Genomic DNA, 20,182 nt, shown 5'->3' on the forward strand with positions numbered 1-20,182 from the left:
CCGCCGGGTGCGGACGGGGGAAGCCAGGACCGGCGAACGTGACCTACGGGACTGCAGTCCAGCGTGAATCTGCTGCAGAGGCACGGCGGTTGCACGCCGGAGGTATCTGGGAAGCGCTGCACTCGGAGTGCTACATCAACGCGCACGAACGCTACAGATACCATCAAAGCTCCGGTGCGGGCATCGTCAGATCCCGAGACTCCCGGCCATCTTGCGGCTCTGGGCCTTGGGGCAGCGGAACTTGTAACGGCAGGCCATCTCGGAGCTCCGACAGTTCGACCGCACCCTGCCCATCCTGACGTGCCGGCTCGGGCCAGGTGGGTGGTTCCCAGTCGGGGTGTTCGCTTTGGTAGTGCCGCCCGGAGGGTGAGATCCAGCCGGGTGGCTGGTCCTTGGTGGGTGTGGTGGGTGTCCAGGCGGTGGTGTGTCTGAGTTGGTGGTGTTTGCGGCACGGCTGGCCGAGGTTGCTGATTCCGGTGATCCCGCCTTTGGCCCAGGCCAGGACGTGGTCGGCTTCGTTGTCCAGGGACTGGTTGCTGCAGCCGGGGAACGGGCATTTGCCGTCCCTGAGTCTGAGCCATTGGCGCTGGGCTTTGGTGACCGGGTAGCTGGTGCGCCCGATTTCCAGCGGTGCGCCGTCGCGTGGGTCGATCAGGACCCGGTGGAAGGAGGTGGCGCCGTCGGCGATCAGTTGGCGGGCCATGGACGGCGGGATCGGCCCGTACCCGTCCAGCATCGCCGGCTCCTCTGTCACACCCAGCAGGGCCATCACCGGGACGGTGATCAGCACCTGCGCCCGCGGCGAGGGCACGCCGTCACGGGGACCGGCATTGTCCGCGCCTCCGGAACTACCGCCGAGGAGCCAGGTCGCGGCGATGTCGGCGCGGAGCTGGGTGAGGGTCCGGGGCTCCTCAGGGCCTTGAAGGGCCCGGGCCGCTGCGGTGGTCCGTTCCCAGATCCCGGAGGCCGTGTCGGCGGGCAGGTAGGCGGAAAGCCAGGCCATCCCGTCCCGGGCAGGAGAAAACAGCACCCGCCGGTCGGTAGCACACTTGGTGTGGCGTTTTTCGATGCTGACCGGGTGGTGCCGCTCCCGCCACGTCCGGGCCCTGGCCCGGAACCGGCCAGCCACCATCTCACCCGCGGGACAGCCCCGGAGCGGGTTCGGCGCCTCCGGGTCCAGGAAATGCGCCTCCAACGCCTGCGCCCCCTCCGGGCCCAAGCCGCTGGTCTCATCCACCATGACCCGGGCATGCCGCCAGGAAATGGACCCGGCCTGTAATGCGGACATCGTCAACGGCAAGGCCGTCATCAGTTCGTGGGCCTCGGCCACCAGATCAGCGGCGGCCGGTTCGCTGACAGTCAGCGCACCCGCCAACTCAGCCACGAGAGCCATCTCCTGCGCTGTATGGTCCTGCAGCGACACCGCCGGCGGGGCCAACGCCTCCGCCGCGCCGACGTATCCTGCGGTCAGATGGACTCGGACCGCAGCCACTTGCGCGTCAATCCTGGACGTTCCAGCCAGCGCGTCCAGGAAATCATCCACCATCTGCCGCAGCGGATCAGCTTCACCAGGCCCAACGGATGCTGGGCCCTTAAGTGCGGCAGCAAGCGCGGCGGCAGAAGCCGCCAGGGCCTCCGCTGCCTCCACCGCTGCTCTGCGTTCCATACTCAAAGCATCCCAGCAGGCACCCCCAAGCCAGCCCAAGCAAATCTCCTATGTGGATAAGTCCCCCCGCGCCAACTGTTGGCTCGCCGTCGTGCCGCCAGCTCTGCGAGAATCCGTTCCCGTCATCCGAATCACCAGCCGTTTTGGGGATGTGAGCCTTGCTCCGGTACCCTATTCAGGTTGGTGACGTGTCCGAGCGGCCGAAGGTGCAACACTCGAAATGTTGTTTGGTGTCAAAGCCAACGTGGGTTCAAATCCCACCGTCACCGCCACCTAGCAAGGCCCCGGTTCCCTTCGTCAGAAGGGAACTGGGGCCTTTGCTTTGTCCGAAACTCCGAAAACGGAGCCCCGCCGGGAGCGCAAGACGGTCAGTACAAGACCATCAGAGCTTGTCCGTCCTGTCGTCCCCCTTGTGCCCGCCGCCCCGGAGGTTCTCCTGGACCTTGCCGAAAAGATCCTTGATGGTGGACTCGGTGTTCGTCAGCATGTCCGGCTGAAGGTAGACGTGCTTGCTGACGGGGAGGCTGTAGCTGGACTGCAGGCCGCCGGTTCCATCCACGCCCTGCAAGGCGATGGTGACGCCACCTTCCTTCCGCGCAATGGCAGCAATCTTGCCGAATACCATAGTGAATTCGTCCGGCTCGAAGCTGACCGTCTGCCCCACATGGGTCCGGTTGAGCTCGCTGGCCAGAACCGCCTTTTCGTTGCCAGTTCCTGAGTAGTTCATCGTGTGCTCCCTGAGGTAGTTGGCGACTTACGCCAGCAGTCTAGCCGCGCCCAATGTCGCGGTACATAGCTCGACGACCGGGCGAAGATTGCCCCCGTCACCAGCAGACTTGGGGCGGGAAGCCAGTGCTGCGAGACTGGACTCCGAAGCCACCAGTGACCGTCCAGGAGCCCCGCATGCCAGCTGCCCAGAACACCTCCGCCCGCCCGAACCGCATCACCGCTCTCTTCGGCACGGACGTTCCGGTGGTCCTGGGCCCCTTCGGAGGTGTCTCCTCAGTCGAGTTGACGGCAGCAGTGAGCGGCGGCGGCGGACTGGGTTCCTACGGACTGTACGGCTACAGTGCCGAGGCCATCCTCACCACCGCGGCCCAGCTCAAGAAAGCCACGGCCAAGCCGTTCGCCCTCAACCTCTGGATTCCCACCGGCGACGAAACCCCGTCGATCCCCAAGGAGGAGTTCGACCATTACGTCGAAACCCTGAAGCCCTACTTTGACGAAGTGGGCCTGCCGCTTCCGGAAATGCCCCACCGCTACCTGCCGGACTACGACGAGCAGGTGGCTGCCGTGCTGGAGGCGCGTCCCGCCGTCGTCAGTTTTGTCTTCGGCGTGCCGGCGCCCGAACTCGTCGAGGAGGCACACCGGCGTGGAATTGTGCTGGTGGGTACCGCCACCACCGTGGCCGAAGCCGTGGCCCTGGAGGCCGGCGGGGTGGACGCCGTGGTTGCCAGCGGCATGGAGTCCGGCGGCCACCGGGTCTCATTCCTGAAGCCCGCGGAAGAATCGCTCATCGGCACGTTCGCCCTGGTTCCGCAGGTGGCGGACGCTGTCAGCATTCCGGTGATTGCCGCCGGCGGCATCGCGGACCGCCGCGGCTATGCAGCAGCACGGGCCCTCGGCGCAGACGCAGTCCAGGTGGGCTCGGCGTTCCTTGCCACCCGGGAATCCGCCGCGGTGCCGGCCTACCGGGCAGTCCTCCACAGCCCTGCCGCGAGCGAAACGGTCCTGACGCGTGTCCTCAGCGGCCGGCTGGCCCGTGGCATCCCGAACCGCGTCATCGGCGAACTCTCGACGACCGCGGGGACGGCACCGTTTCCCGTCCAGAACTGGCTTACCGGCCGTTTCCGGCCGCAGGCGGCGGCTCAGGGAAACACCGAGCTGATGTCACTCTGGGCAGGCCAGGGCACGCCACTGATCCGCCATGACTCTGCCGCAGACGTCCTGGCCGAACTGCTATCAGGCGGCGAAATCCTCGCCTAAAGAGCCGCCGGTAGAATATGATCGTCGTCACCTGAGCGTCCACCGGGCCGCCGGCGCGACACGCCACTGGCAGCATTGAGAGCTGGCAGCATTGAGAGAAGGGAGGGCCAGTGCGCACTCACCACGTCCGCGCCCCCTTCCATTTCCTCCGTGCCACGTCGCTCTCCACCGGAATCCTGAGCCTCGCCGCGGGAGCCCACGTGCTGGGCGGCGGCGACCTCCCCTCCCCCGAAATCCTGCTCGCCGTCCTTGCATTGACCGTCCTGACAGCCACCACCGCCACCCGGATGAAGCTGAATTTCGCCGGCCTGGCAGCCCTCCTGGGCGCCGGTCAGTTAGCGCTCCACGAAGTGTTCACCGCCTTCAGCACCCCTGTCCTCGCCGCCGGTCACCCCGCACCAGACGCCCACCACCTTTCCGGCACGGCAATTCCCGCGCTGGAGGCCACAGCACATCTCCACGCCACGGATTCCACTGCGGGCGTCCTGATGGTGGTGACCCACGCCGTGGCCACCGCTGCGTGCGCGCTCCTGCTCGCCAAGGGTGAAGCCGCCCTCTGGGCGCTCGCCGCCTGGCTCAAGCCGTTGATCCGGCTCCCAGAAGCAACAGCGCCCGACGCCGGTCCGCCCCGTGCGGTGCCCGGCGCACCAGCGGTTCTCCCCCTCCGCCCCTGGCGGAACCTGAGGCAACACAGCCGACGCGGCCCGCCTTCCGCCGTCGTGCTTCCCTGACCCAGCCCGCACCGGACTTCACCGGCAGGCAGGCCCAAACCCCCGTACTTCCGCATGCCACAACTGGCGTGCGACCGAAAGGCCAACCCCATGGACACCACCACGCTCCGCCGTACCCTCACGTCGGCGGCCGCCACTGCCGGCGCCGCCGCCCTCCTGCTGACCGCCGCCACCGGCGCTTCGGCCCACGTTGGCGTCACCCCGGACAAAACCTCCGCCAACTCCTACGCCCTGCTGACCTTCGGCATCCCCCATGGTTGCGAAGAATCCAGCACCACCAAGGTGGCCATCACGCTGCCCGCAGAACTCAACGACGCCCAGCCCACCGTTAACCCCAACTGGACTGTCGAAAAGGTGACCGAACAGCTCGCCCAGCCCAAGAAACTGGCCGACGGCACGTCCATTACCAAGCGCACCAGCCAGATCGTCTACACAGCCAAAGCCCCGCTGGACCACGACCTGCGGGATGCCCTGGTCCTGTCCGTGAAGTTGCCCGATGCCGCCGGCACCACGCTCCACTTCCCCACCTTGCAGTCGTGCGAAAAGGGCCAGACGAACTGGTCGGAGATCGCCAAGGACGGCCAGGACCCGCACTCGCTGAAGGCCCCGGCACCGTCCATCACCATCACCGAGGCAGCTGACGCCCACGGCGCGGCTTCCCACTCGGCCACCACGGTTGCTGCCGGGACCGAGCAGGCGGCCGCCGTCACCGACAATGGTGCCGACGCACGCAGCTGGGCAGGCCTCGTGGCTGGCATCGGCGGACTGGCCCTCGGCGCTGTGGCGTTCCTCCGGAGCGGCGCCAAGCGTAAGCAGACGGCCGGCCAGTAACCCTCCTGAACCCATTTGATGCCCGGATCATCACGATCCGGGCATCAAATCCCCACTGGGACACGCGCCGTCGTTGACTCACGCAACCCCTGCCGTAATGGTTATGGCATGAGGTCTCAGAGAATTTCACACGGGTTGTTGATTACGACGGCGGCTTCCGCGGTGGCACTGTTGCTCACCGCCTGCGGTCCAAGCCAGCCGCAAGCGCAGGGCACCACAGACGCCGGCACCGGCTCGGCCAGCCCCACCCCCTCCGCGACGGCCCCCAGTACGTCCCAGCCGCCGTCGTCGGCTCCTGCAACAACCGCCGGGCCGGCACGCTGCAAGGCTGCCACCCTGTCCGCCGCCACGGACGCCACCGGTGGCGGGGCCGCAGGCAGCGTCTACATGACCCTCACGCTCACGAACACCGGCACCGGGCCGTGCCTCTTGAAAGGTTACGCGGGCGTCTCCCTGGCCGCAGATGCCAAAGGCGCACCCATCGGCGCACCCGCCACGCGCGACGAGTCAACGCCGGTTACGGACGTCCTGCTGGCACCGGGCCAAGGCGGCAAGGCCGTGCTCCGCTACACCCAAGCAGGCAACTACCCCGACTGCAACGTGACGCCTGCGGCTGGCTACCGGATTTATCCGCCGGAGGATACGGCGTCCCTGTTCCTGGCCCAACCCACCCGGGCGTGCAGCAACGCGGCTATTGAACTGCTGACCATTGGCGCCTTCCAGGCGTCGTAGGGCTATGGGCTGAAACGCCGATGATAAGTAGACTTAGCGTCCATGACGTCCCTCTGGTTGGACCGCGAAAAATCGTTCAGCTCTGACCCCTTCCAGGCAGGCACGAAGTACGACACCGTGGTGGCCGGGGCGGGACTGACCGGGCTGGTCACCGCGCTGTTGCTGGCCCGGTCCGGGCAGAATGTCCTGGTGATGGAAGCCCGATTCCCGGGTGCTGTCACCACCGGAAACACGACGGCGAAGGTCAGCCTGCTGCAGGGTACCGTCCTGGCCGCTTTGTCACGGCAGTATTCGGACAAACAGGTTCAGGCCTATGTGGAGGCCAACCGCGAGGGGCAGGCCTGGCTGCTGCGCTACCTCGATGAGAACAGCGTCCCTTACCAGCGCCGGGACGCCTACACTTACGCCACCACTGGTGAGGGGGCCGAGCGGCTCCGCGAGGAAGTGATCGCGGCAACCACCGCGGGACTCACCGTGGAGTACGTGCTCGACGCCGCCCTCCCCTTCCCCATCCAGGGCGCCTTGCTGCTGGCGGACCAGGCCCAGATCAATCCGATGGACGTTTTGGACACGCTGCTGGCCGACGTCCGCGCCCGCGGCGGCACCGTGGTGGGCGGGGTCCGGTTGCGGGGTGTCACCGGCAGCGGGCCGTTGACGGTCAAGACGGACCGGGGCACTGTCACGGCAGGCCACCTCGTGCTGGCGACGGGCACCCCGGTGCTGGACCGTGGGCTGTACTTCGCGAAGCTGAAACCGCACCGGTCCTATGCCGCGGCACTCGAACTGCCGCCCGGGCTGACGCCGCCGCCGGGCATGTACCTGTCCGCCGAGGAGCCCACGCATTCGCTGCGCGACTATGAGGCGGACGGACGCCGGCTCTTGTTAGTGGGCGGACACGGACATCATGTGGGGCGGACGCCGTCGGAAAAGTCCCACTTGGCTGGCCTGCTGGACTGGGCGGGAACCCACTTCCCCGGCGCCACGGCCACCCACACATGGTCCGCACAGGACTACCAGGCCACCAACCTCATGCCGTTCTTCGGCAAACTGCCGCGGGGCCGGGACAGGATCCTTTTCGGCACCGGCTACAACAAATGGGGCATGACCAACGCTGTGGCCGTCGCCCTCGGGATTTCAGCTGACATCCTGGGCGGCCAGCTCCCGTGGGCTGACACGATCCATCATCGCGTGACATCGCCCGCTGGTGCTTTCTCGGCTGTAGCCCTCAACGCCAAAGTGGCTGCGACCCTGGCCACCGGCTGGGGAAAGCTGGCCTCTGACGGGGCGGCGCTACTGCCCGACGGCGCCGGAAAGGTCTATCGCGACGGCGCCCGGCCCGTGGCGGTCTCCACAGTCGGCGGAACCACGTGCAGGCTCTCCGCGGTCTGCACGCACCTGGGCGGAATCGTGCACTGGAACGACAGCGAACTGACCTGGGATTGCCCGCTCCACGGCTCCCGCTTCAGCAGTGACGGACAGCTCCTCGAGGGCCCCGCCACGAAGAACCTTCCCCGGGCTGGGAAGGGTTGACCCGTCCGGTCGGCGGTCCCGGCAATCCCGAGCCCGGAAGCCCTGTCAGTGGGGTAGGGCATGATGGAGGAATGCAGGAGCAGCTACCGCCGGGAGCGGGTCCGGACGCCCTTCCCGGCACTCCCATGGGGCGGTTCAGCCGGCCCACCCGGGACTGGTTCCTGGGCGCCTTTTCGGAGCCAACGCCCGCTCAGGACGGTGCCTGGGACGCCATTTCCTCCGGCTCGCATGCCCTGGTCGTAGCCCCCACCGGGTCCGGCAAAACGCTCGCCGCCTTCCTGTGGGCCCTTGACCGGCTGCTGGTGTCGGCGCCGGCTCCTGACCCTGAACTCCCCGATCTGGGCACTGCGCCGGCCAAGGGCCGCCGGCCGCGGACGCGGACGCCCAAGCGGAAGACCCGGGTCCTGTACATCTCCCCGTTGAAGGCCCTTGGCGTGGACGTGGAGCGGAACCTGCGCGCACCCCTGATCGGCATCACTCAGACGGCCAAGCGGCTGGATCTTCCCGCGCCCCTCATCACTGTGGGGGTCCGGTCCGGTGACAGCACGACGGCGGACCGCCGCTCGCTCCTCAGTAATCCGCCGGACATCCTCATCACCACGCCGGAATCGCTGTTCCTGATGCTCACCTCCAGGGCGCGGGAAACGCTCACCGAGGTGGACACCATCATCGTGGACGAGGTCCACGCCGTCGCGGGCACCAAACGGGGCGCTCATCTGGCGGTTTCCCTGGAACGCCTCGATGCCCTGCTGCCCAAACCCGCCCAGCGGATCGGGCTCTCGGCCACGGTGGAGCCCCGGGAACTGGTGGCCCAATTCCTGGCCGGTTCCGCACCCGTGGAGATCGTGGCGCCGCCGTCGCGGAAGAACTGGGACCTGACCGTCTCCGTGCCTGTGGAGGACATGTCAGATCTCCAGGGCGCCGCGGGTGCCTTCGACTCGGGTCCGGCTTCCGGGCTGCAGCCGCAGGCGTCGATCTGGCCTCACGTGGAGGAAAAGATCGTTGACCTGGTGCTGGCCAACCAATCCACCATCGTGTTCGCCAACTCGCGCCGCCTGGCTGAGCGCCTCACAGCCCGGCTGAATGAGATCTACGCCGAACGCCAGCTCGTGGCAGTGGGCGGCGGCTGGGATTCATCCGGACCTGATGCCGCAGAGTCGGGGCCTACCGGCATACCTACATCCACGGCCACGCCGGCCCACATGATGGCGCAGGCGGGCAGCACCGCAGGAGCTGATCCGTTGCTGGCCCGCGCCCACCACGGGTCAGTCTCCAAGGACCAGCGTGCCATGATCGAGGATGACCTGAAGTCCGGCCGGCTCCGCTGTGTTGTGGCCACCTCGTCCCTGGAACTCGGCATCGACATGGGCGCCGTGGACCTGGTGGTGCAGGTGGAGTCCCCGCCGTCGGTGGCCAGCGGCCTGCAGCGCGTGGGGCGTGCCGGTCACCAGGTGGGAGAGATTTCGCAGGGCGTGCTCTTTCCCAAACACCGGGCGGATCTGGTGCACACGGCCATCACCGTGGAACGGATGCTTGAGGGGAAGATCGAGCGGCTTTTTGTCCCTGCCAATCCCCTGGACATCCTGGCCCAGCAGACCGTCGCTGCCACCGCTCTCGGCAGCATCGATGTGGAGGAATGGTTCGCCACGGTCCGGCGGTCAGCGCCCTTCGCATCCCTCCCCCGGTCCGCGTTCGAGGCAACTCTTGATCTGCTGGCGGGCCGCTATCCTTCGGATGAATTCGCCGAACTGCGGCCCCGCATCATCTGGGACCGCAATGCCGGCACCATCGAAGGACGGCCCGGCGCCCAGCGGCTGGCTGTGACCTCCGGTGGCACCATCCCCGACCGCGGGCTGTTCGGCGTTTACATCATCGGCACCGAGGTGGAGGGCACGGCCTCGTCTTCCGGTGATGGCAAGACGTCCACCCCCTCCCCCGCCAAAGGCGGCCGCCGGGTGGGCGAGCTGGACGAAGAGATGGTGTACGAGTCCAGGGTGGGCGATATTTTTGCCCTCGGCGCCACCAGCTGGAAGATCGAGGACATCACCCACGACCGCGTCCTCGTCTCCCCGGCCTTCGGCCAGCCCGGCAAGCTGCCGTTCTGGAAAGGCGACTCGCTGGGCAGGCCGGTGGACCTGGGCCGCGCCCTGGGTGCGTTCGTCCGCGAACTGTCGGCGTCCGACGTCGGCCCTGCCACCGAGCGCTGCACCGCCAGCGGGCTGGACACGTTCGCCGCGAACAACCTCATCCAGTACTTGAGCGAGCAGAAGCTCGCCACCGAGGTGGTCCCCAGTGACACCACCCTGGTGGTGGAACGGTTCCACGACGAACTCGGTGACTGGAGGGTCATCCTCCACAGCCCGTTCGGCATGCCCGTGCACGCGCCGTGGGCACTCGCCGTCGGACAGCGCCTGCACCAGCGGTACGGCATGGACGGGTCCGCGATGGCGGCCGACGACGGCATCGTCCTGCGGGTGCCCATGATGGAGGACGAACCGCCCGGGGCGGAGCTGTTCCTGTTCGACCCCGAAGAACTTGAGCAGATTGTCACCGCGGAAGTGGGTGGCAGCGCCCTGTTTGCCTCGAGATTCCGGGAGTGCGCCGCCCGTGCCCTGCTGCTGCCACGCCAGACGCCGGGCAAACGGCAGCCTCTGTGGCAGCAGCGCCAACGGTCCGCGCAGCTGCTCGATGTCGCGCGGAAATACCCCACCTTCCCGATTGTGCTGGAGACCGTCCGCGAATGCCTCCAGGATGTTTACGACCTCCCGGCGCTGAAGGACATCGCCGCCTCGGTGGAGCGCCGCGAGCTGAGGATCGTCGAGACCACCACGCAGCAGCCGTCGCCGTTCGCCAAGTCCCTGCTGTTCGGGTACGTGGCGCAGTTCCTGTACGAAGGTGACTCGCCGCTGGCTGAACGGCGTGCAGCTGCCTTGGCCCTGGACTCGACACTCCTCAATGAGTTGCTCGGGCGCGTCGAACTCCGCGAACTGCTGGATGCCAAAGTCATCGACGCCACTGAGCTCGAACTCCAGCGGCTTGCGCCGGACCGCCGTGCCCGCGGGATGGAAGGCGTGGCTGACCTGCTCCGGCTACTGGGTCCGCTGACGCCGGAAGAAGCCGCCGCCCGCCTGGACCCGGTTATGCCAGTCGAAACCGGGGCGGTTGAGCCAAGCGCGGCGGTTGAGCCAGCCGCGGTGGGTGAACCTGTGGAACCCCATGCGGGAGAGCCGGTGGTTGAGCCTGTCGAAACCCCGCATGCCGATACCGCTCTGGCCACGACCCATCTGGTCGCGCTGCAGCGGGCCAACCGCGCCATCAAAGTAAACATCGGCGGGGCCGAGCGCTATGCCGCTGTCGAGGACGCAGGGCGCCTCCGTGATGCCATCGGTGTGCCGCTGCCCATGGGCGTGCCGCTGGCCTTCATTGAACCGGTGGCCGACCCCCTCGGCGACCTTGTGTCCCGTTACGCCCGCACGCACGGACCGTTCACGGCGATGGAAGCCGCGGCCCGGCTGGGCCTCGGCGTCGCGGTAGTCGGCACAGCGCTGAAGCGGCTCGCGGCAGACGGCCGCGTCGTGGAAGGCGAGTTCCGGCCACACGCTGCGCCGCCCGAAAGCCCGGCCACCGGACCGGACGAACAACAGCAGCAGCCGGTCCCCCAGGGACCACAGTCCACCACCAGTGAGTGGTGCGACGCCGAAGTTCTCCGCAAGCTCCGCCGTCGTTCACTGGCTGCCCTGCGCGCCGAAGTGGAACCGGTGGACGCCACCGCATACGGCCGCTTCCTGCCCGCCTGGCAACACATCCGCACGCCCGGTTCCGGGCGCGGCCAGCCGTCCTTGCGCGGTCTGGACGGAATTGTCACGGCCATCGACCAACTGTCCGGTGTGCCGGTGCCGGCGTCTGCCTGGGAGCCGCTTGTCCTGGCGAGCCGGGTCTCCAACTACCAGCCCGCCATGCTGGACGAACTCATGGCTGCCGGCGAAGTCCTCTGGTCCGGGGCCGGTGCGCTCCCCGGCAACGACGGGTGGGTCAGCATGCACCTGGCCGATTCCGCCGACCTGACACTGAATCCCGCCATCGATTACGAACCGGGAGATGCTCAGCAACGGCTCCTCGATCACCTCCGGAACAACGGCGGTGGATACTTCTTCCGGCAACTGACCGACGTTGCCGGCGGCATGGACTCGGTGCTGAGCGACCAGAATGTGGTCTCCGCGTTGTGGGATCTGGCCTGGGCGGGCCGGATTACCGGGGATACGTTCGCACCGGTCCGCGCCCTCATCGCCGGCGGCCACACCGCCCACCGACAGGTCGCCAAGGCGCCAAGGTCACGCGCACCCAGGTTGAGCCGGCTGGGCCGCGCCCACGGCACCGGACTCCTGGGCTCTTCGGGTTTGGGTTCTCCAGGTCTCAGCGGCGGGAGGTACGGCTCGTCTTCCGGTGCGGCGGCCACACCGCCGATGGCTGCCGGACGGTGGTCTGCGCTTCCTTTGCCCGAGCTGGACGCCACCATCCATGCCCGTGCCACCGCAGAATTGCTGCTGGACCGCTATGGCGTGGTGACCCGCGGATCGGTAATGGCTGAACAGATCCTTGGCGGTTTCGGCCTGATGTACAAAGTCCTGGCCCGGCTTGAGGAGGCTGGCCGGTGCCGCCGCGGGTACTTCATCGAACATCTCGGCGCAGCCCAGTTCGCGGTCCCCGCTACCGTGGACCGGCTGAGGTCCTATTCCGAGGACAGCCAGCTGGCGAAGTCCGAACCAGTTGCCCTGGCGCTCGCTGCCACCGATCCGGCGAACCCGTACGGTGCCGCGCTTCCATGGCCCGCCCTCAACGAGGAAGCCGGCACGGGGCACCGGCCCGGGCGAAAAGCCGGCGCCTTGGTGGTGCTCGTGGACGGCGCCCTGATCCTGTACGTGGAGCGCGGCGGCAAGACCCTGCTGGCCTTCAGCGGGGACGAAGACATCCTGTCTGCTGCCAGCGCGGCACTGGTGGGTGTGGTCACCCGCGGTGCCGTGGACAAGCTGATCATGGAGAAGGTCAACGGCCACGACATCCTGGACACCGCCGTCGCCAAGGCCCTGGCAGCTGCCGGCGCCTACTCCACCCCCAAGGGACTGAGGATCCGTGCCTGAGGGGGACTCCGTCTGGCGGGCCGCTGCCCAGCTCCACCAGGCGCTGGCGGGGCAGACGCTCACGGCTTCCGATTTCAGGGTTCCCCGGTTTGCCACGCTGAACCTGGCTGGCTGGACCGTGACCGAGGTTGTGCCTCGCGGCAAGCACCTGCTCATGCGTGTGGCGGGACCGGAAGAACGAGAACTCACCATCCATTCGCACCTGAAGATGGAGGGCGCCTGGCAGGTCTACCCGCCCGGCGGACGCTGGCGGAAGCCCGGATTCACGGCAAGGTGCGTGCTGCGCACGGCGGTGGCGGACGCCGTCGGCTTCTCCTTGGGGATTGTGGAGGTGGTCCGCACCGCCGATGAGGACAAAATCGTGGGTCATCTGGGGCCGGATCTGCTGGGCACAGACTGGGATCCGGCCGAAGCCGAACGAAGGATCCGCTCGGCCCCTGACGTCCCCATCGGCGTGGCGCTGCTGGACCAGCGCAACCTCGCGGGCATCGGCAACATCTACCGCTGTGAGACCTGCTTCCTGTCCGGCGTCCATCCGGCGTCGCCCAGCTCCGCAGTCGCCGATCTCCAAACCATGATGACGGACGCGAAGCAATTGCTGGAAGCTAACCTCGGACCCGGACGGCGGGTCACCATCCTGAATCCGCGCGGGATGCCCGTGGGAAGGATGGCCGGCCGGCCCGGTTACTGGGTTTACCGCCGCGAACATCAGCCGTGCCTGAAATGCGGCACTCCCATCCGCCGCAGTGTGCTTGGGAAACTCAATGGCGAGGAGGAGCGGGACATCTACTTCTGCCCGCAGTGCCAGCCGCTGCTGGACTAAGACCGAAGGACGCCTGGTTCCAGTGGCTCGGACTCCCGGGACCCGGGTGTGAAGGACTCGGGCCGGTGGGACCCGGGCGCGAGGAACTCCGGATTCTGGGGCTGAGGCACTCCGTCTTTAGTCAGGGACCCGGATTCTCCGGCCGCGTCCTTCACGGCGGCGGGGACCATGAACCAGGGCAGCAGCAGCTGAACCAGTGGCCCGATGGCCAGCGCGTAGACCACCGTTCCCACCCCGACCGATCCGCCCAGCAGCCAGCCGACGCCCAGCACCACCACTTCGATCAGCGTGCGGGACAGCCGGACCGACCAGCCGGTGCGGCGCGCCAAGCCCGTCATGAGTCCGTCGCGGGCCCCGGGGCCAAAGCGGGCGCCAATGTAGCAGGCCGAGGCGATGCCGTTCAGCACCACGGCGCCGGCGAGCATCGCGATCTGGCCGCCGAGGTGGGAGAACGCGGGAATCAGCGCCAGCCCGACGTCGGCGAATACCCCCACCAGGACGGCATTGGCCAGCGTTCCGACGCCGGGCTTCTGCCGCAGCGGGATCCACAGCAGCAGCACCAGGAAGCTCACGGCCACCACCACAGTGCCGATGCTGAGCCCGCTCAGTCCGGCAAGTCCCTGGTGAAACACGTCCCAGGGGTCCAGTCCGAGTCCGGCGCGGATGAACATGGCCAGCGAAATGCCGTACATCGCGAGGCCGATCAGGAGCTGGGTGATTCTACGGGTCATCATGAAAATATATTCACCGACAACTGGCCTTGCTTTCCATAGCCAGTTCGGAATACTGGTCTTATGTCCCCGTCATTGAACCCCTCCGCCCTGGCGCGCCTCCTCGGTGCATGGAACCTCGGTGCGGCGCCCGCCTACCGCGAACTGGCCGACGTCGTGCGTCTGTTGATCATGGACGGCCGCATCCCGCTGGACGTCGCACTTCCCAGCGAGCGCGCACTTGCCCAGACCCTGGGCTTGAGCCGGACCACCGTCACGGCCGCGTATGCGGGGCTGCGGGAGCAGGGCTTCCTCAGCGCAGGCCAGGGCAGCCGCGGCCGGACCGGTATTCCGCACCGGACCGTGCCGGTGAGCGCACCCGGTGTCGCCCTCCCGGACGGGATCCTGGACCTGGCTTACGCTTCGCTCCCTGCCACCGGCGAGGTGGTGCACCGGGCCTTCGCGGATGCACTGACGGACCTGCCCGCGCTCCTGCCCGGCTTCGGCTACGACGCGCTAGGGGTTCCCGCTCTCCGGGAAGCCATTGCCGAGCGGTACACCGCCGCGGGCGTCCCCACCACGGCCAGCCAGATCCTGGTGACCTCCGGCGCGCAGCACGCGTTGAACATTGTGTTGCGAACCCTCGCCGGCAGGCAGCAAAGGGTTCTGGTAGACCATCCCACCTACCCGAACGCCCTCGATGCCATCCGCGCCTCCGGTTCGAGGATCATCCCGGTGCCACTGCCGCCGCCCACCGCCGCGGGGGCTGCGGCCAGCCCGGGGTGGGACATGGACGCCATGGTGGCCGCGCTGCAGCAGCAGCGCCCCGCCATGGCGTACATGGTCCCGGACTTCCACAACCCCACGGGCCGGCTGATGTCCGATCTGCAGCGCCGCCGCCTGGTGCGGGCTGCCGCCGCATCAGGGACGGTGCTGGTGGTGGACGAGACACTGCGGGCCTTAAACCTCGACGGCGGAACCACCTCGCCGCTTGCAGCATTCAGTGCCGCCGTGGTGTCCATTGGATCGCTGAGCAAGTCGCACTGGGCGGGACTGCGGACGGGCTGGATCCGTGCGGAAGAGGACCTGCTGGGCCGCTTTATCGCCACGCGGACCACCATGGACCTGGGCGGGCCCGTCGTCGAACAGTTGGCTGCGGCGGGGCTGGTGCGCTCGCTCGAAGAGCCGCTCGGCGCCCGGCTTGCAACGCTGCGCGAGAACCGGACCGTCCTTCTTGAACTGCTGGCCGAGCACCTGCCGGACTGGCAGCCGGAGCGGCCCGCAGGCGGCCTGACGGTGTGGTGCCGGTTGCCGGCCGCGTCGAGCACCGCCCTGACCGTGATCGCGCCCGAGTTCGGCATCCGGCTGGCCGCCGGCCCACGCTTCGGCGCCGGCGGAGCCTTTGAGCAGTTTCTGCGGGTGCCGTTTACGCTCCCGCCGGACCAGCTCGAAACGGCAGTCCGGGCCCTGCGCTCCGCCCAGGACAGGCTCGACGCCGCCCCGCAGCTACGCCGGACGCTGAAACCCGCCCCGGCCGTAGCCATCGCCTGACACGCAGATTCGCAATCGACGCGCAAAATACCTGGCGCACCCGGTATAAGGCCGCGTCAGGTATTTTGCGAGTCGAAGTGCACGTTCCGGGTCGACAGATCCCCTAGGCGTAGACCTTTTCCAGGAACCCGCTCCAGGCTTTGGCGGTGGCTTCCGGGTCCCCGCTGCCGCTGAAGTCGTGGACCGTCATGCCCACGGGTGCCCCGAAGGCGTTGCGGCCGAAGAACCGGTACATCGCGTCGGCGGTCCGCAGTCCGAGGAAGTGCTCGTTGGCGAAGTCCACTTCCCCGGAAAGCTGCCCCACGCCGTCGACCGCCACGTCCACGGCGGAACCCTGCGCCGCAGAGTCAACGCCGAGCGCCTTCTTCAGCCGCTCGAACCCGTCCGGGGCCTGCGATGCGGCGGGACCCTGGATGTCCGTGAACACCACCGGCTTGCCGTCGAAATGCGCCAGGTACTGGCCAAGGGTGTGGAGGTAGAACTCGGTGTGCTTACTGGCGCCGTCGTACTGCTCATCCCAGTTGTCCGCGAAGATCCCGCTGTGCACGTAGTGGAGCCTGGCGCGGCCGCCGTCGAGCGGTTCCAGGACGTGCTCCAGCTGGTTGAACCAGCCGTCCGGGCCATCCATCCGGGAGACGAGATGCGTTGGGTACTCCTGCACGGTCTTGACGTCCGGCCACTGGTCCGTGGGGAACATCCACGCCGGGGTGCCCTTTGTCACGGCTTCCCAGACGCGCTCCGGAGTGCCCGGCAGTTCGGTGTCGTAGACGATCTCAAACTCACGGTTGTCAGTCATTGTCCTGCTCCTTCACTGAATGGGTCTTGTTAGGGGTCTTGAGTACGGGGTGAAGCGCGACGACGAGCCGGTGCTTCCGCCCGCCGCCCGCCGGAGTGCCTCCAGAGTGGGAGGCACTGCCGCCGCTGTGATATTTGTCCACGAGCTGGGTCACGGCAACGCCCAGCTCCTCCGCAAAAGCGGCCCGGTCCGCGGCGGTACGGAAGGTGATCTCGCCGTCGATCGCGAACGTGGCGAGCTTCTGCCGGGCCGCGGCGGCGCCGGCGATCAGCTTGCCCACTTCCTGGACCATCCGGCCGGCGAGCGCCAGCAGCCAGAAGGCGGAAAAGCGGTCCGAGAACCGGTGCGGGTCCGGTGCCACCGAGGCGAGGGCCACCGGTGAAATCAGGTAGGAGGCCGCCGTGGCCTGCAGGACGCGTTCGGTGACGTTGCCCTTGCGCCGCTCCTCCACCAGCTCCACCAGCCCGTGCCGTTCGAGGGCCTTGAGGTGGTAGTTGACCTTCTGCCGCGGCAGGCCCACCTTGGCGGCAAGCTGCGTGGCAGACCCCGGCTCCGCCAGCTCCTGGAGGATGCGGGTGCGGATCGGATCCAGCGACGCTTCCGCCGCGGCCGGGTCCTCGATCACTTCGATGTCCAACATGCTTCCATCATGCCAACCGACAACTTTTCTTGTCAAGAACTTTTTTTCCGTCGGATGGCAGCTCGGTTGCGGGCCTGCTCTCCGAGCCTGGAGCGGCCCGAAGCACGCACGGCAGGCCCCGCAAAGTAGAATGGACCGGTGATGCAATCCCCCCTCCCCGTGCGTGACGGCGTCAACGCCACCCGCCTGCGCCTCCCGGACGAGGGGCCGTGGACCACCGCGATGGACTACATGATGCACCGCTGGGGCCACATCGATCCGCAGGGCATCGAGGACAGGTTCGACGCCGGCGAGATCGTAGGCGAGGGCGGAATCCCCCTGGACCGGGCCACCAAGCTCGATGACCACACCTTCATCTGGTACTACCGCACGCTGCCCCCGGAGGCGCGCATCCCGGTGGACATCAGCATCCTGTACCAGAACGAACATCTGCTGGTGGTGGACAAGCCGCACTTCCTCCCCACGACACCCGGCGGCACCTACATCCAGGAATCGGCCCTGGTCCGGCTGCGCAACCAGCTGGACCTGCCGGACCTCATTCCGATGCACCGCCTGGACCGCATGACCGCCGGCGTGCTGCTGCTGTCCACGAATCCCGAGACCCGCGGCAAGTACCAGGTGCTCTTCGAGAAACGCCAGGTGCAGAAGGAATACGAGTGCGTCTCCGCCGCGGAGCCTGCAGCCGGGTACTCCGCCGTCGACTTCCCTGTGGTGGTCCGCAACCGGATGACCAAGTCCCGCAGCTACCTGCTGGCCGAAGTGATCGACGGTGAACCGAATGCGGAGACCCGGATTGAACGGCTGGAAACGTTCGACGGCGGCGCCTCCCCGAGTGCGGCAGGCACCTCAGCCGCGGGCATCCACGGCCCGCCCCGCCTTGCGCGCTACCGGCTGGAGCCGCATTCCGGCAAAACGCACCAGCTGAGGGTGCACATGGCCTCATTGGGTCTTGGCATCGTCAACGACGCGTTTTATCCCGACCTGCTGGACAAGGCTCCGGACGACTACACCAGGCCGCTGCAGCTTCTCGCCCGCGGCATCCGATTCGTGGACCCCATCAGCAGGCAGCCCGTGGAATACCGCAGCCGCCTCGAGCTCACCCTGGCAGCTCAAACACCGCGCTGAACGCGTCCTCCATCTCGGAGCTGAACAACACAAACTCCACCGCCTCAAGTGCGCTGGCCGGATGCGAGGCACCAAACCCTGTGACGGCGTCGTACGCGGCTTCTGCCACCTGCCGGCCTGTCCACCCATAGACGCCGCCGCCCACCGCCGGAAACGCGACGGAGGCAGCATTCAGCGAATCCGCCAGCCGCAGGCTTTCGCTGAAGCACGAAATCAACAGCACCCGGTTCGTTTGCCCGGCATGCCGGTTTGGCCCCACGGTGTGGATGACCCAGCGGGCCGGGAGCCGGAACCCGGCAGTGGCGACGGCGGCACCCACGGCGAGCCCGTGCGGCAGCTCAGTGGCACGGAGTTCACGGCAGGCTGCCAGGAGCTCAGGCCCGGCGGCGCGATGGATGGCACCGTCCACCCCGCCGCCGCCCAGCAGCGAGGAATTGGCAGCGTTCACGATCGCGTCCACTGCCCGGGTGGTGATATCAGCCTGAAGAATACTGATCCGCATGCGGCCAGTTTGGCACCTGCGGCTTGGCTGATAAATGGTTCAATTAATCACGGCGAAGGACGGCTCACAGGCCCTGCGTCACGGCAGCCGCGGCACGCCGCCACGCCTCGCGGGTGTAGGGCTGCAGCGCCAGGTAGTTGAGTGGACCGCCGGAGACCAGGGAACTGTCGTAGGGACGTCTAGGACTTCCCTCGTCACGCGGAGTGCAGCCGGTCGAACTCACGACTTCCGATGGTGGCGGCCCCCGCGGCGTCCTCGTCGGAGGCCAGGACGTCGAACTGCGTGGAACCCTGATAGCGCACGTAGCGGTCCAGATCCCCGATCCTTCCGTCACCAGGTTGAGCAGCTCGGAAAGCTGGACAATCTGCCCGTCTCCGCGCTGAAGCAGCTAGCTGCGGTCCTCCAGCCCGAGCCTTCAACAGGGCCCAGGAAAACAATCCCCGGAACAGGGGGTCCAGCGATGTGCAAACACGGCATCAGGTGCTGTTGTCACTTTCCCCACCAAGTTGTCACTATTGCCCCTCCCAAGGGTTATGCCTCTTGTTGTGCACTAAATGCGGTGGGCATACCCCGACATTGGAGCATGCCCACCTTTCTTAGAGATCCTGGCGACCTACCGTTGGACAACCAGCAGGTTCTGCCAGGCCTCCGAGTTCGCCACGGAACCTATCGAGGCCGCACTGATGGCCATCGACAGATTCACGGCGACTATGGGAGAGACGTTGATGTTGAAGAACAGCGTTTGCTGGACTACGGCGATGTTCTGGAAGGCAGTGCTATGAGCCACTGCAAACAGTGAGCCGGCGTTCAGTGCGAGAGAGGTGTTGGTCGCGTAAACGTTTGCCCAGTTGGTGTCCAGGAACAAGGTCTCCCGCGATGGCAACAGCTCCACCGGCTGGCCTTCCAGTTCCTGAATTGTGAGTTCCTTCATGTAAATCACCCCCCCTTTCGAAGTCTCCCGCTCAGTCAACGCGGCACCCCTTGGCGTCTTCATTACTGCTGAGTTATTTTGCGTTGTTTTGGGAAACTATGACGTGACAGTCTTTGACTTGGGCGCCGAATAATCTATGCCTAGGATGGTTTATACCCGACAGTAATGTTCGTGGATTATTTGCGAATTACAGACAAGGAAAGCAGGGCGCCCGCTCATGGCGGACATTGAAGGCACAATGGTTATCCGCGCGTGGGCCGAGCCTGCACAAAACAACCGGATCCGCGCACGTCTCATTTCCAGCCGGCCCGGCCAGAGCGGGGAATTCGTGGAGGCTGCCGGCGATGCAGCGGAAGTCCTCCAGGCTGTCCAGCGCTGGCTCGATTCACTGCAACCGGAAGACACCACAGCCAACGCCGGGCGCACCGAAAAGCCCCACCATATATCCGGCCCTACCCCACTTGATCCCCCGCCCTACCCCAGTTACTAA

General features: G+C 67.1%; 17 protein-coding genes and 1 tRNA gene. 11 read left to right on the forward strand and 7 right to left on the reverse strand.

The features are described from left to right. Positions 1–163 precede the first annotated feature (163 nt). On the reverse strand, positions 164–1,666 hold the full coding sequence (locus tag J2808_RS04325; RefSeq protein ID WP_309812192.1) for an HNH endonuclease signature motif containing protein: 1,503 nt from the start codon (positions 1,664–1,666) through the stop codon (positions 164–166). A 182-nt stretch (positions 1,667–1,848) separates the two neighbouring features. On the opposite strand from J2808_RS04325, the gene J2808_RS04330 reads away from it, so the two are divergent. Continuing rightward, positions 1,849–1,938: transfer RNA gene (locus J2808_RS04330), tRNA-Ser, on the forward strand. A gap of 110 nt (positions 1,939–2,048) precedes the next feature. Here the strand turns inward: J2808_RS04330 and J2808_RS04335 are convergent. Continuing rightward, entirely contained in the window at positions 2,049–2,393 is a 345-nt protein-coding gene (locus J2808_RS04335; protein ID WP_309812195.1) for a hypothetical protein, read from the reverse strand. Positions 2,394–2,569: 176 nt separating this feature from the next. Here J2808_RS04335 and J2808_RS04340 point away from each other — a divergent pair, with 176 nt between their 5' ends. From J2808_RS04340 to J2808_RS04370, 7 genes are all read left to right on the forward strand, one after another. Then, entirely contained in the window at positions 2,570–3,652 is a 1,083-nt protein-coding gene (locus tag J2808_RS04340; protein WP_309812198.1) for an NAD(P)H-dependent flavin oxidoreductase, read from the forward strand. Positions 3,653–3,762: 110 nt separating this feature from the next. After that, entirely contained in the window at positions 3,763–4,383 is a 621-nt protein-coding gene (locus J2808_RS04345) for a hypothetical protein (protein WP_309812201.1), read from the forward strand. A 90-nt stretch (positions 4,384–4,473) separates the two neighbouring features. Continuing rightward, entirely contained in the window at positions 4,474–5,214 is a 741-nt protein-coding gene (locus J2808_RS04350) for a YcnI family copper-binding membrane protein (protein ID WP_309812204.1), read from the forward strand. Between the two features lie 108 nt (positions 5,215–5,322). Further along, positions 5,323–5,946: a DUF4232 domain-containing protein gene (locus J2808_RS04355; protein ID WP_309812207.1), complete on the forward strand. Its 624-nt coding sequence runs from the start codon at positions 5,323–5,325 to the stop codon at positions 5,944–5,946. A gap of 42 nt (positions 5,947–5,988) precedes the next feature. Beyond that, entirely contained in the window at positions 5,989–7,476 is a 1,488-nt protein-coding gene (locus tag J2808_RS04360) for an FAD-dependent oxidoreductase (RefSeq protein WP_309812210.1), read from the forward strand. Between the two features lie 71 nt (positions 7,477–7,547). After that, positions 7,548–12,614, forward strand: a complete 5,067-nt coding sequence (locus J2808_RS04365) for a DNA glycosylase AlkZ-like family protein (RefSeq protein ID WP_309812213.1) — start codon at positions 7,548–7,550, stop codon at positions 12,612–12,614. Beyond that, entirely contained in the window at positions 12,607–13,437 is an 831-nt protein-coding gene (locus J2808_RS04370; RefSeq protein ID WP_309812216.1) for an Fpg/Nei family DNA glycosylase, read from the forward strand. The genes J2808_RS04365 and J2808_RS04370 overlap by 8 nt, the downstream gene beginning before the upstream one ends. Here the strand turns inward: J2808_RS04370 and yczE are convergent. After that, positions 13,434–14,171, reverse strand: coding sequence for a membrane protein YczE (gene yczE / locus J2808_RS04375; RefSeq protein ID WP_309812218.1), 738 nt, complete (start codon positions 14,169–14,171; stop codon positions 13,434–13,436). The two genes, J2808_RS04370 and yczE, sit on opposite strands and share 4 nt — an antisense overlap. A 60-nt stretch (positions 14,172–14,231) precedes the next feature. Between yczE and yczR the strand changes: the two genes are divergently transcribed. Then, complete coding sequence (gene yczR / locus J2808_RS04380) at positions 14,232–15,698, forward strand: MocR-like transcription factor YczR (RefSeq protein WP_309812221.1); 1,467 nt, start codon at positions 14,232–14,234, stop codon at positions 15,696–15,698. Positions 15,699–15,801: 103 nt separating this feature from the next. Here yczR and J2808_RS04385 read toward each other — a convergent pair whose 3' ends face one another. Together J2808_RS04385 and J2808_RS04390 are read right to left on the reverse strand one after the other, a co-directional pair. Further along, positions 15,802–16,494 (reverse strand): SRPBCC family protein, encoded by a 693-nt coding sequence (locus J2808_RS04385; protein ID WP_309812224.1) that lies wholly within the window; start codon positions 16,492–16,494, stop codon positions 15,802–15,804. Then, positions 16,487–17,134 (reverse strand): helix-turn-helix domain-containing protein, encoded by a 648-nt coding sequence (locus J2808_RS04390; protein WP_309812227.1) that lies wholly within the window; start codon positions 17,132–17,134, stop codon positions 16,487–16,489. The genes J2808_RS04385 and J2808_RS04390 overlap by 8 nt, the downstream gene beginning before the upstream one ends. A 141-nt stretch (positions 17,135–17,275) precedes the next feature. Here J2808_RS04390 and J2808_RS04395 point away from each other — a divergent pair, with 141 nt between their 5' ends. Continuing rightward, positions 17,276–18,259, forward strand: a complete 984-nt coding sequence (locus J2808_RS04395; RefSeq protein ID WP_309814131.1) for an RluA family pseudouridine synthase — start codon at positions 17,276–17,278, stop codon at positions 18,257–18,259. Here J2808_RS04395 and J2808_RS04400 read toward each other — a convergent pair. Both J2808_RS04400 and J2808_RS04405 read right to left on the reverse strand, forming a co-directional pair. Next, the gene (locus tag J2808_RS04400; RefSeq protein ID WP_309812230.1) at positions 18,231–18,761 is read right to left on the reverse strand and encodes an O-acetyl-ADP-ribose deacetylase; all 531 of its coding nucleotides are present in this window, start codon (positions 18,759–18,761) and stop codon (positions 18,231–18,233) included. The two genes, J2808_RS04395 and J2808_RS04400, sit on opposite strands and share 29 nt — an antisense overlap. Positions 18,762–19,374: 613 nt before the next feature. Then, complete coding sequence (locus tag J2808_RS04405) at positions 19,375–19,692, reverse strand: hypothetical protein (RefSeq protein ID WP_309812233.1); 318 nt, start codon at positions 19,690–19,692, stop codon at positions 19,375–19,377. 217 nt (positions 19,693–19,909) lie between these two features. On the opposite strand from J2808_RS04405, the gene J2808_RS04410 reads away from it, so the two are divergent. Continuing rightward, complete coding sequence (locus J2808_RS04410) at positions 19,910–20,182, forward strand: hypothetical protein (protein ID WP_309812236.1); 273 nt, start codon at positions 19,910–19,912, stop codon at positions 20,180–20,182.

Origin of the sequence: Pseudarthrobacter sulfonivorans, from assembly GCF_031454915.1 — a bacterium.
Lineage (GTDB): Bacteria > Actinomycetota > Actinomycetes > Actinomycetales > Micrococcaceae > Arthrobacter > Arthrobacter sulfonivorans_C.

Bases quoted from the DNA above. Each gene is read 5' to 3' on its own strand.
- J2808_RS04325 (WP_309812192.1), bottom strand. From the start codon at position 1,666: ATGGAACGCAGAGCAGCGGTGGAGGCAGCGGAGGCCCTGGCGGCTTCT.
- J2808_RS04335 (WP_309812195.1), bottom strand. From the start codon at position 2,393: ATGAACTACTCAGGAACTGGCAACGAAAAGGCGGTTCTGGCCAGCGAG.
- J2808_RS04340 (WP_309812198.1), top strand. From the start codon at position 2,570: ATGCCAGCTGCCCAGAACACCTCCGCCCGCCCGAACCGCATCACCGCT.
- J2808_RS04350 (WP_309812204.1), top strand. From the start codon at position 4,474: ATGGACACCACCACGCTCCGCCGTACCCTCACGTCGGCGGCCGCCACT.
- J2808_RS04355 (WP_309812207.1), top strand. From the start codon at position 5,323: ATGAGGTCTCAGAGAATTTCACACGGGTTGTTGATTACGACGGCGGCT.
- J2808_RS04360 (WP_309812210.1), top strand. From the start codon at position 5,989: ATGACGTCCCTCTGGTTGGACCGCGAAAAATCGTTCAGCTCTGACCCC.
- J2808_RS04365 (WP_309812213.1), top strand. From the start codon at position 7,548: ATGCAGGAGCAGCTACCGCCGGGAGCGGGTCCGGACGCCCTTCCCGGC.
- yczE (WP_309812218.1), bottom strand. From the start codon at position 14,171: ATGATGACCCGTAGAATCACCCAGCTCCTGATCGGCCTCGCGATGTAC.
- yczR (WP_309812221.1), top strand. From the start codon at position 14,232: ATGTCCCCGTCATTGAACCCCTCCGCCCTGGCGCGCCTCCTCGGTGCA.
- J2808_RS04385 (WP_309812224.1), bottom strand. From the start codon at position 16,494: ATGACTGACAACCGTGAGTTTGAGATCGTCTACGACACCGAACTGCCG.
- J2808_RS04390 (WP_309812227.1), bottom strand. From the start codon at position 17,134: ATGTTGGACATCGAAGTGATCGAGGACCCGGCCGCGGCGGAAGCGTCG.
- J2808_RS04395 (WP_309814131.1), top strand. From the start codon at position 17,276: ATGCAATCCCCCCTCCCCGTGCGTGACGGCGTCAACGCCACCCGCCTG.
- J2808_RS04400 (WP_309812230.1), bottom strand. From the start codon at position 18,761: ATGCGGATCAGTATTCTTCAGGCTGATATCACCACCCGGGCAGTGGAC.
- J2808_RS04405 (WP_309812233.1), bottom strand. From the start codon at position 19,692: ATGAAGGAACTCACAATTCAGGAACTGGAAGGCCAGCCGGTGGAGCTG.
- J2808_RS04410 (WP_309812236.1), top strand. From the start codon at position 19,910: ATGGCGGACATTGAAGGCACAATGGTTATCCGCGCGTGGGCCGAGCCT.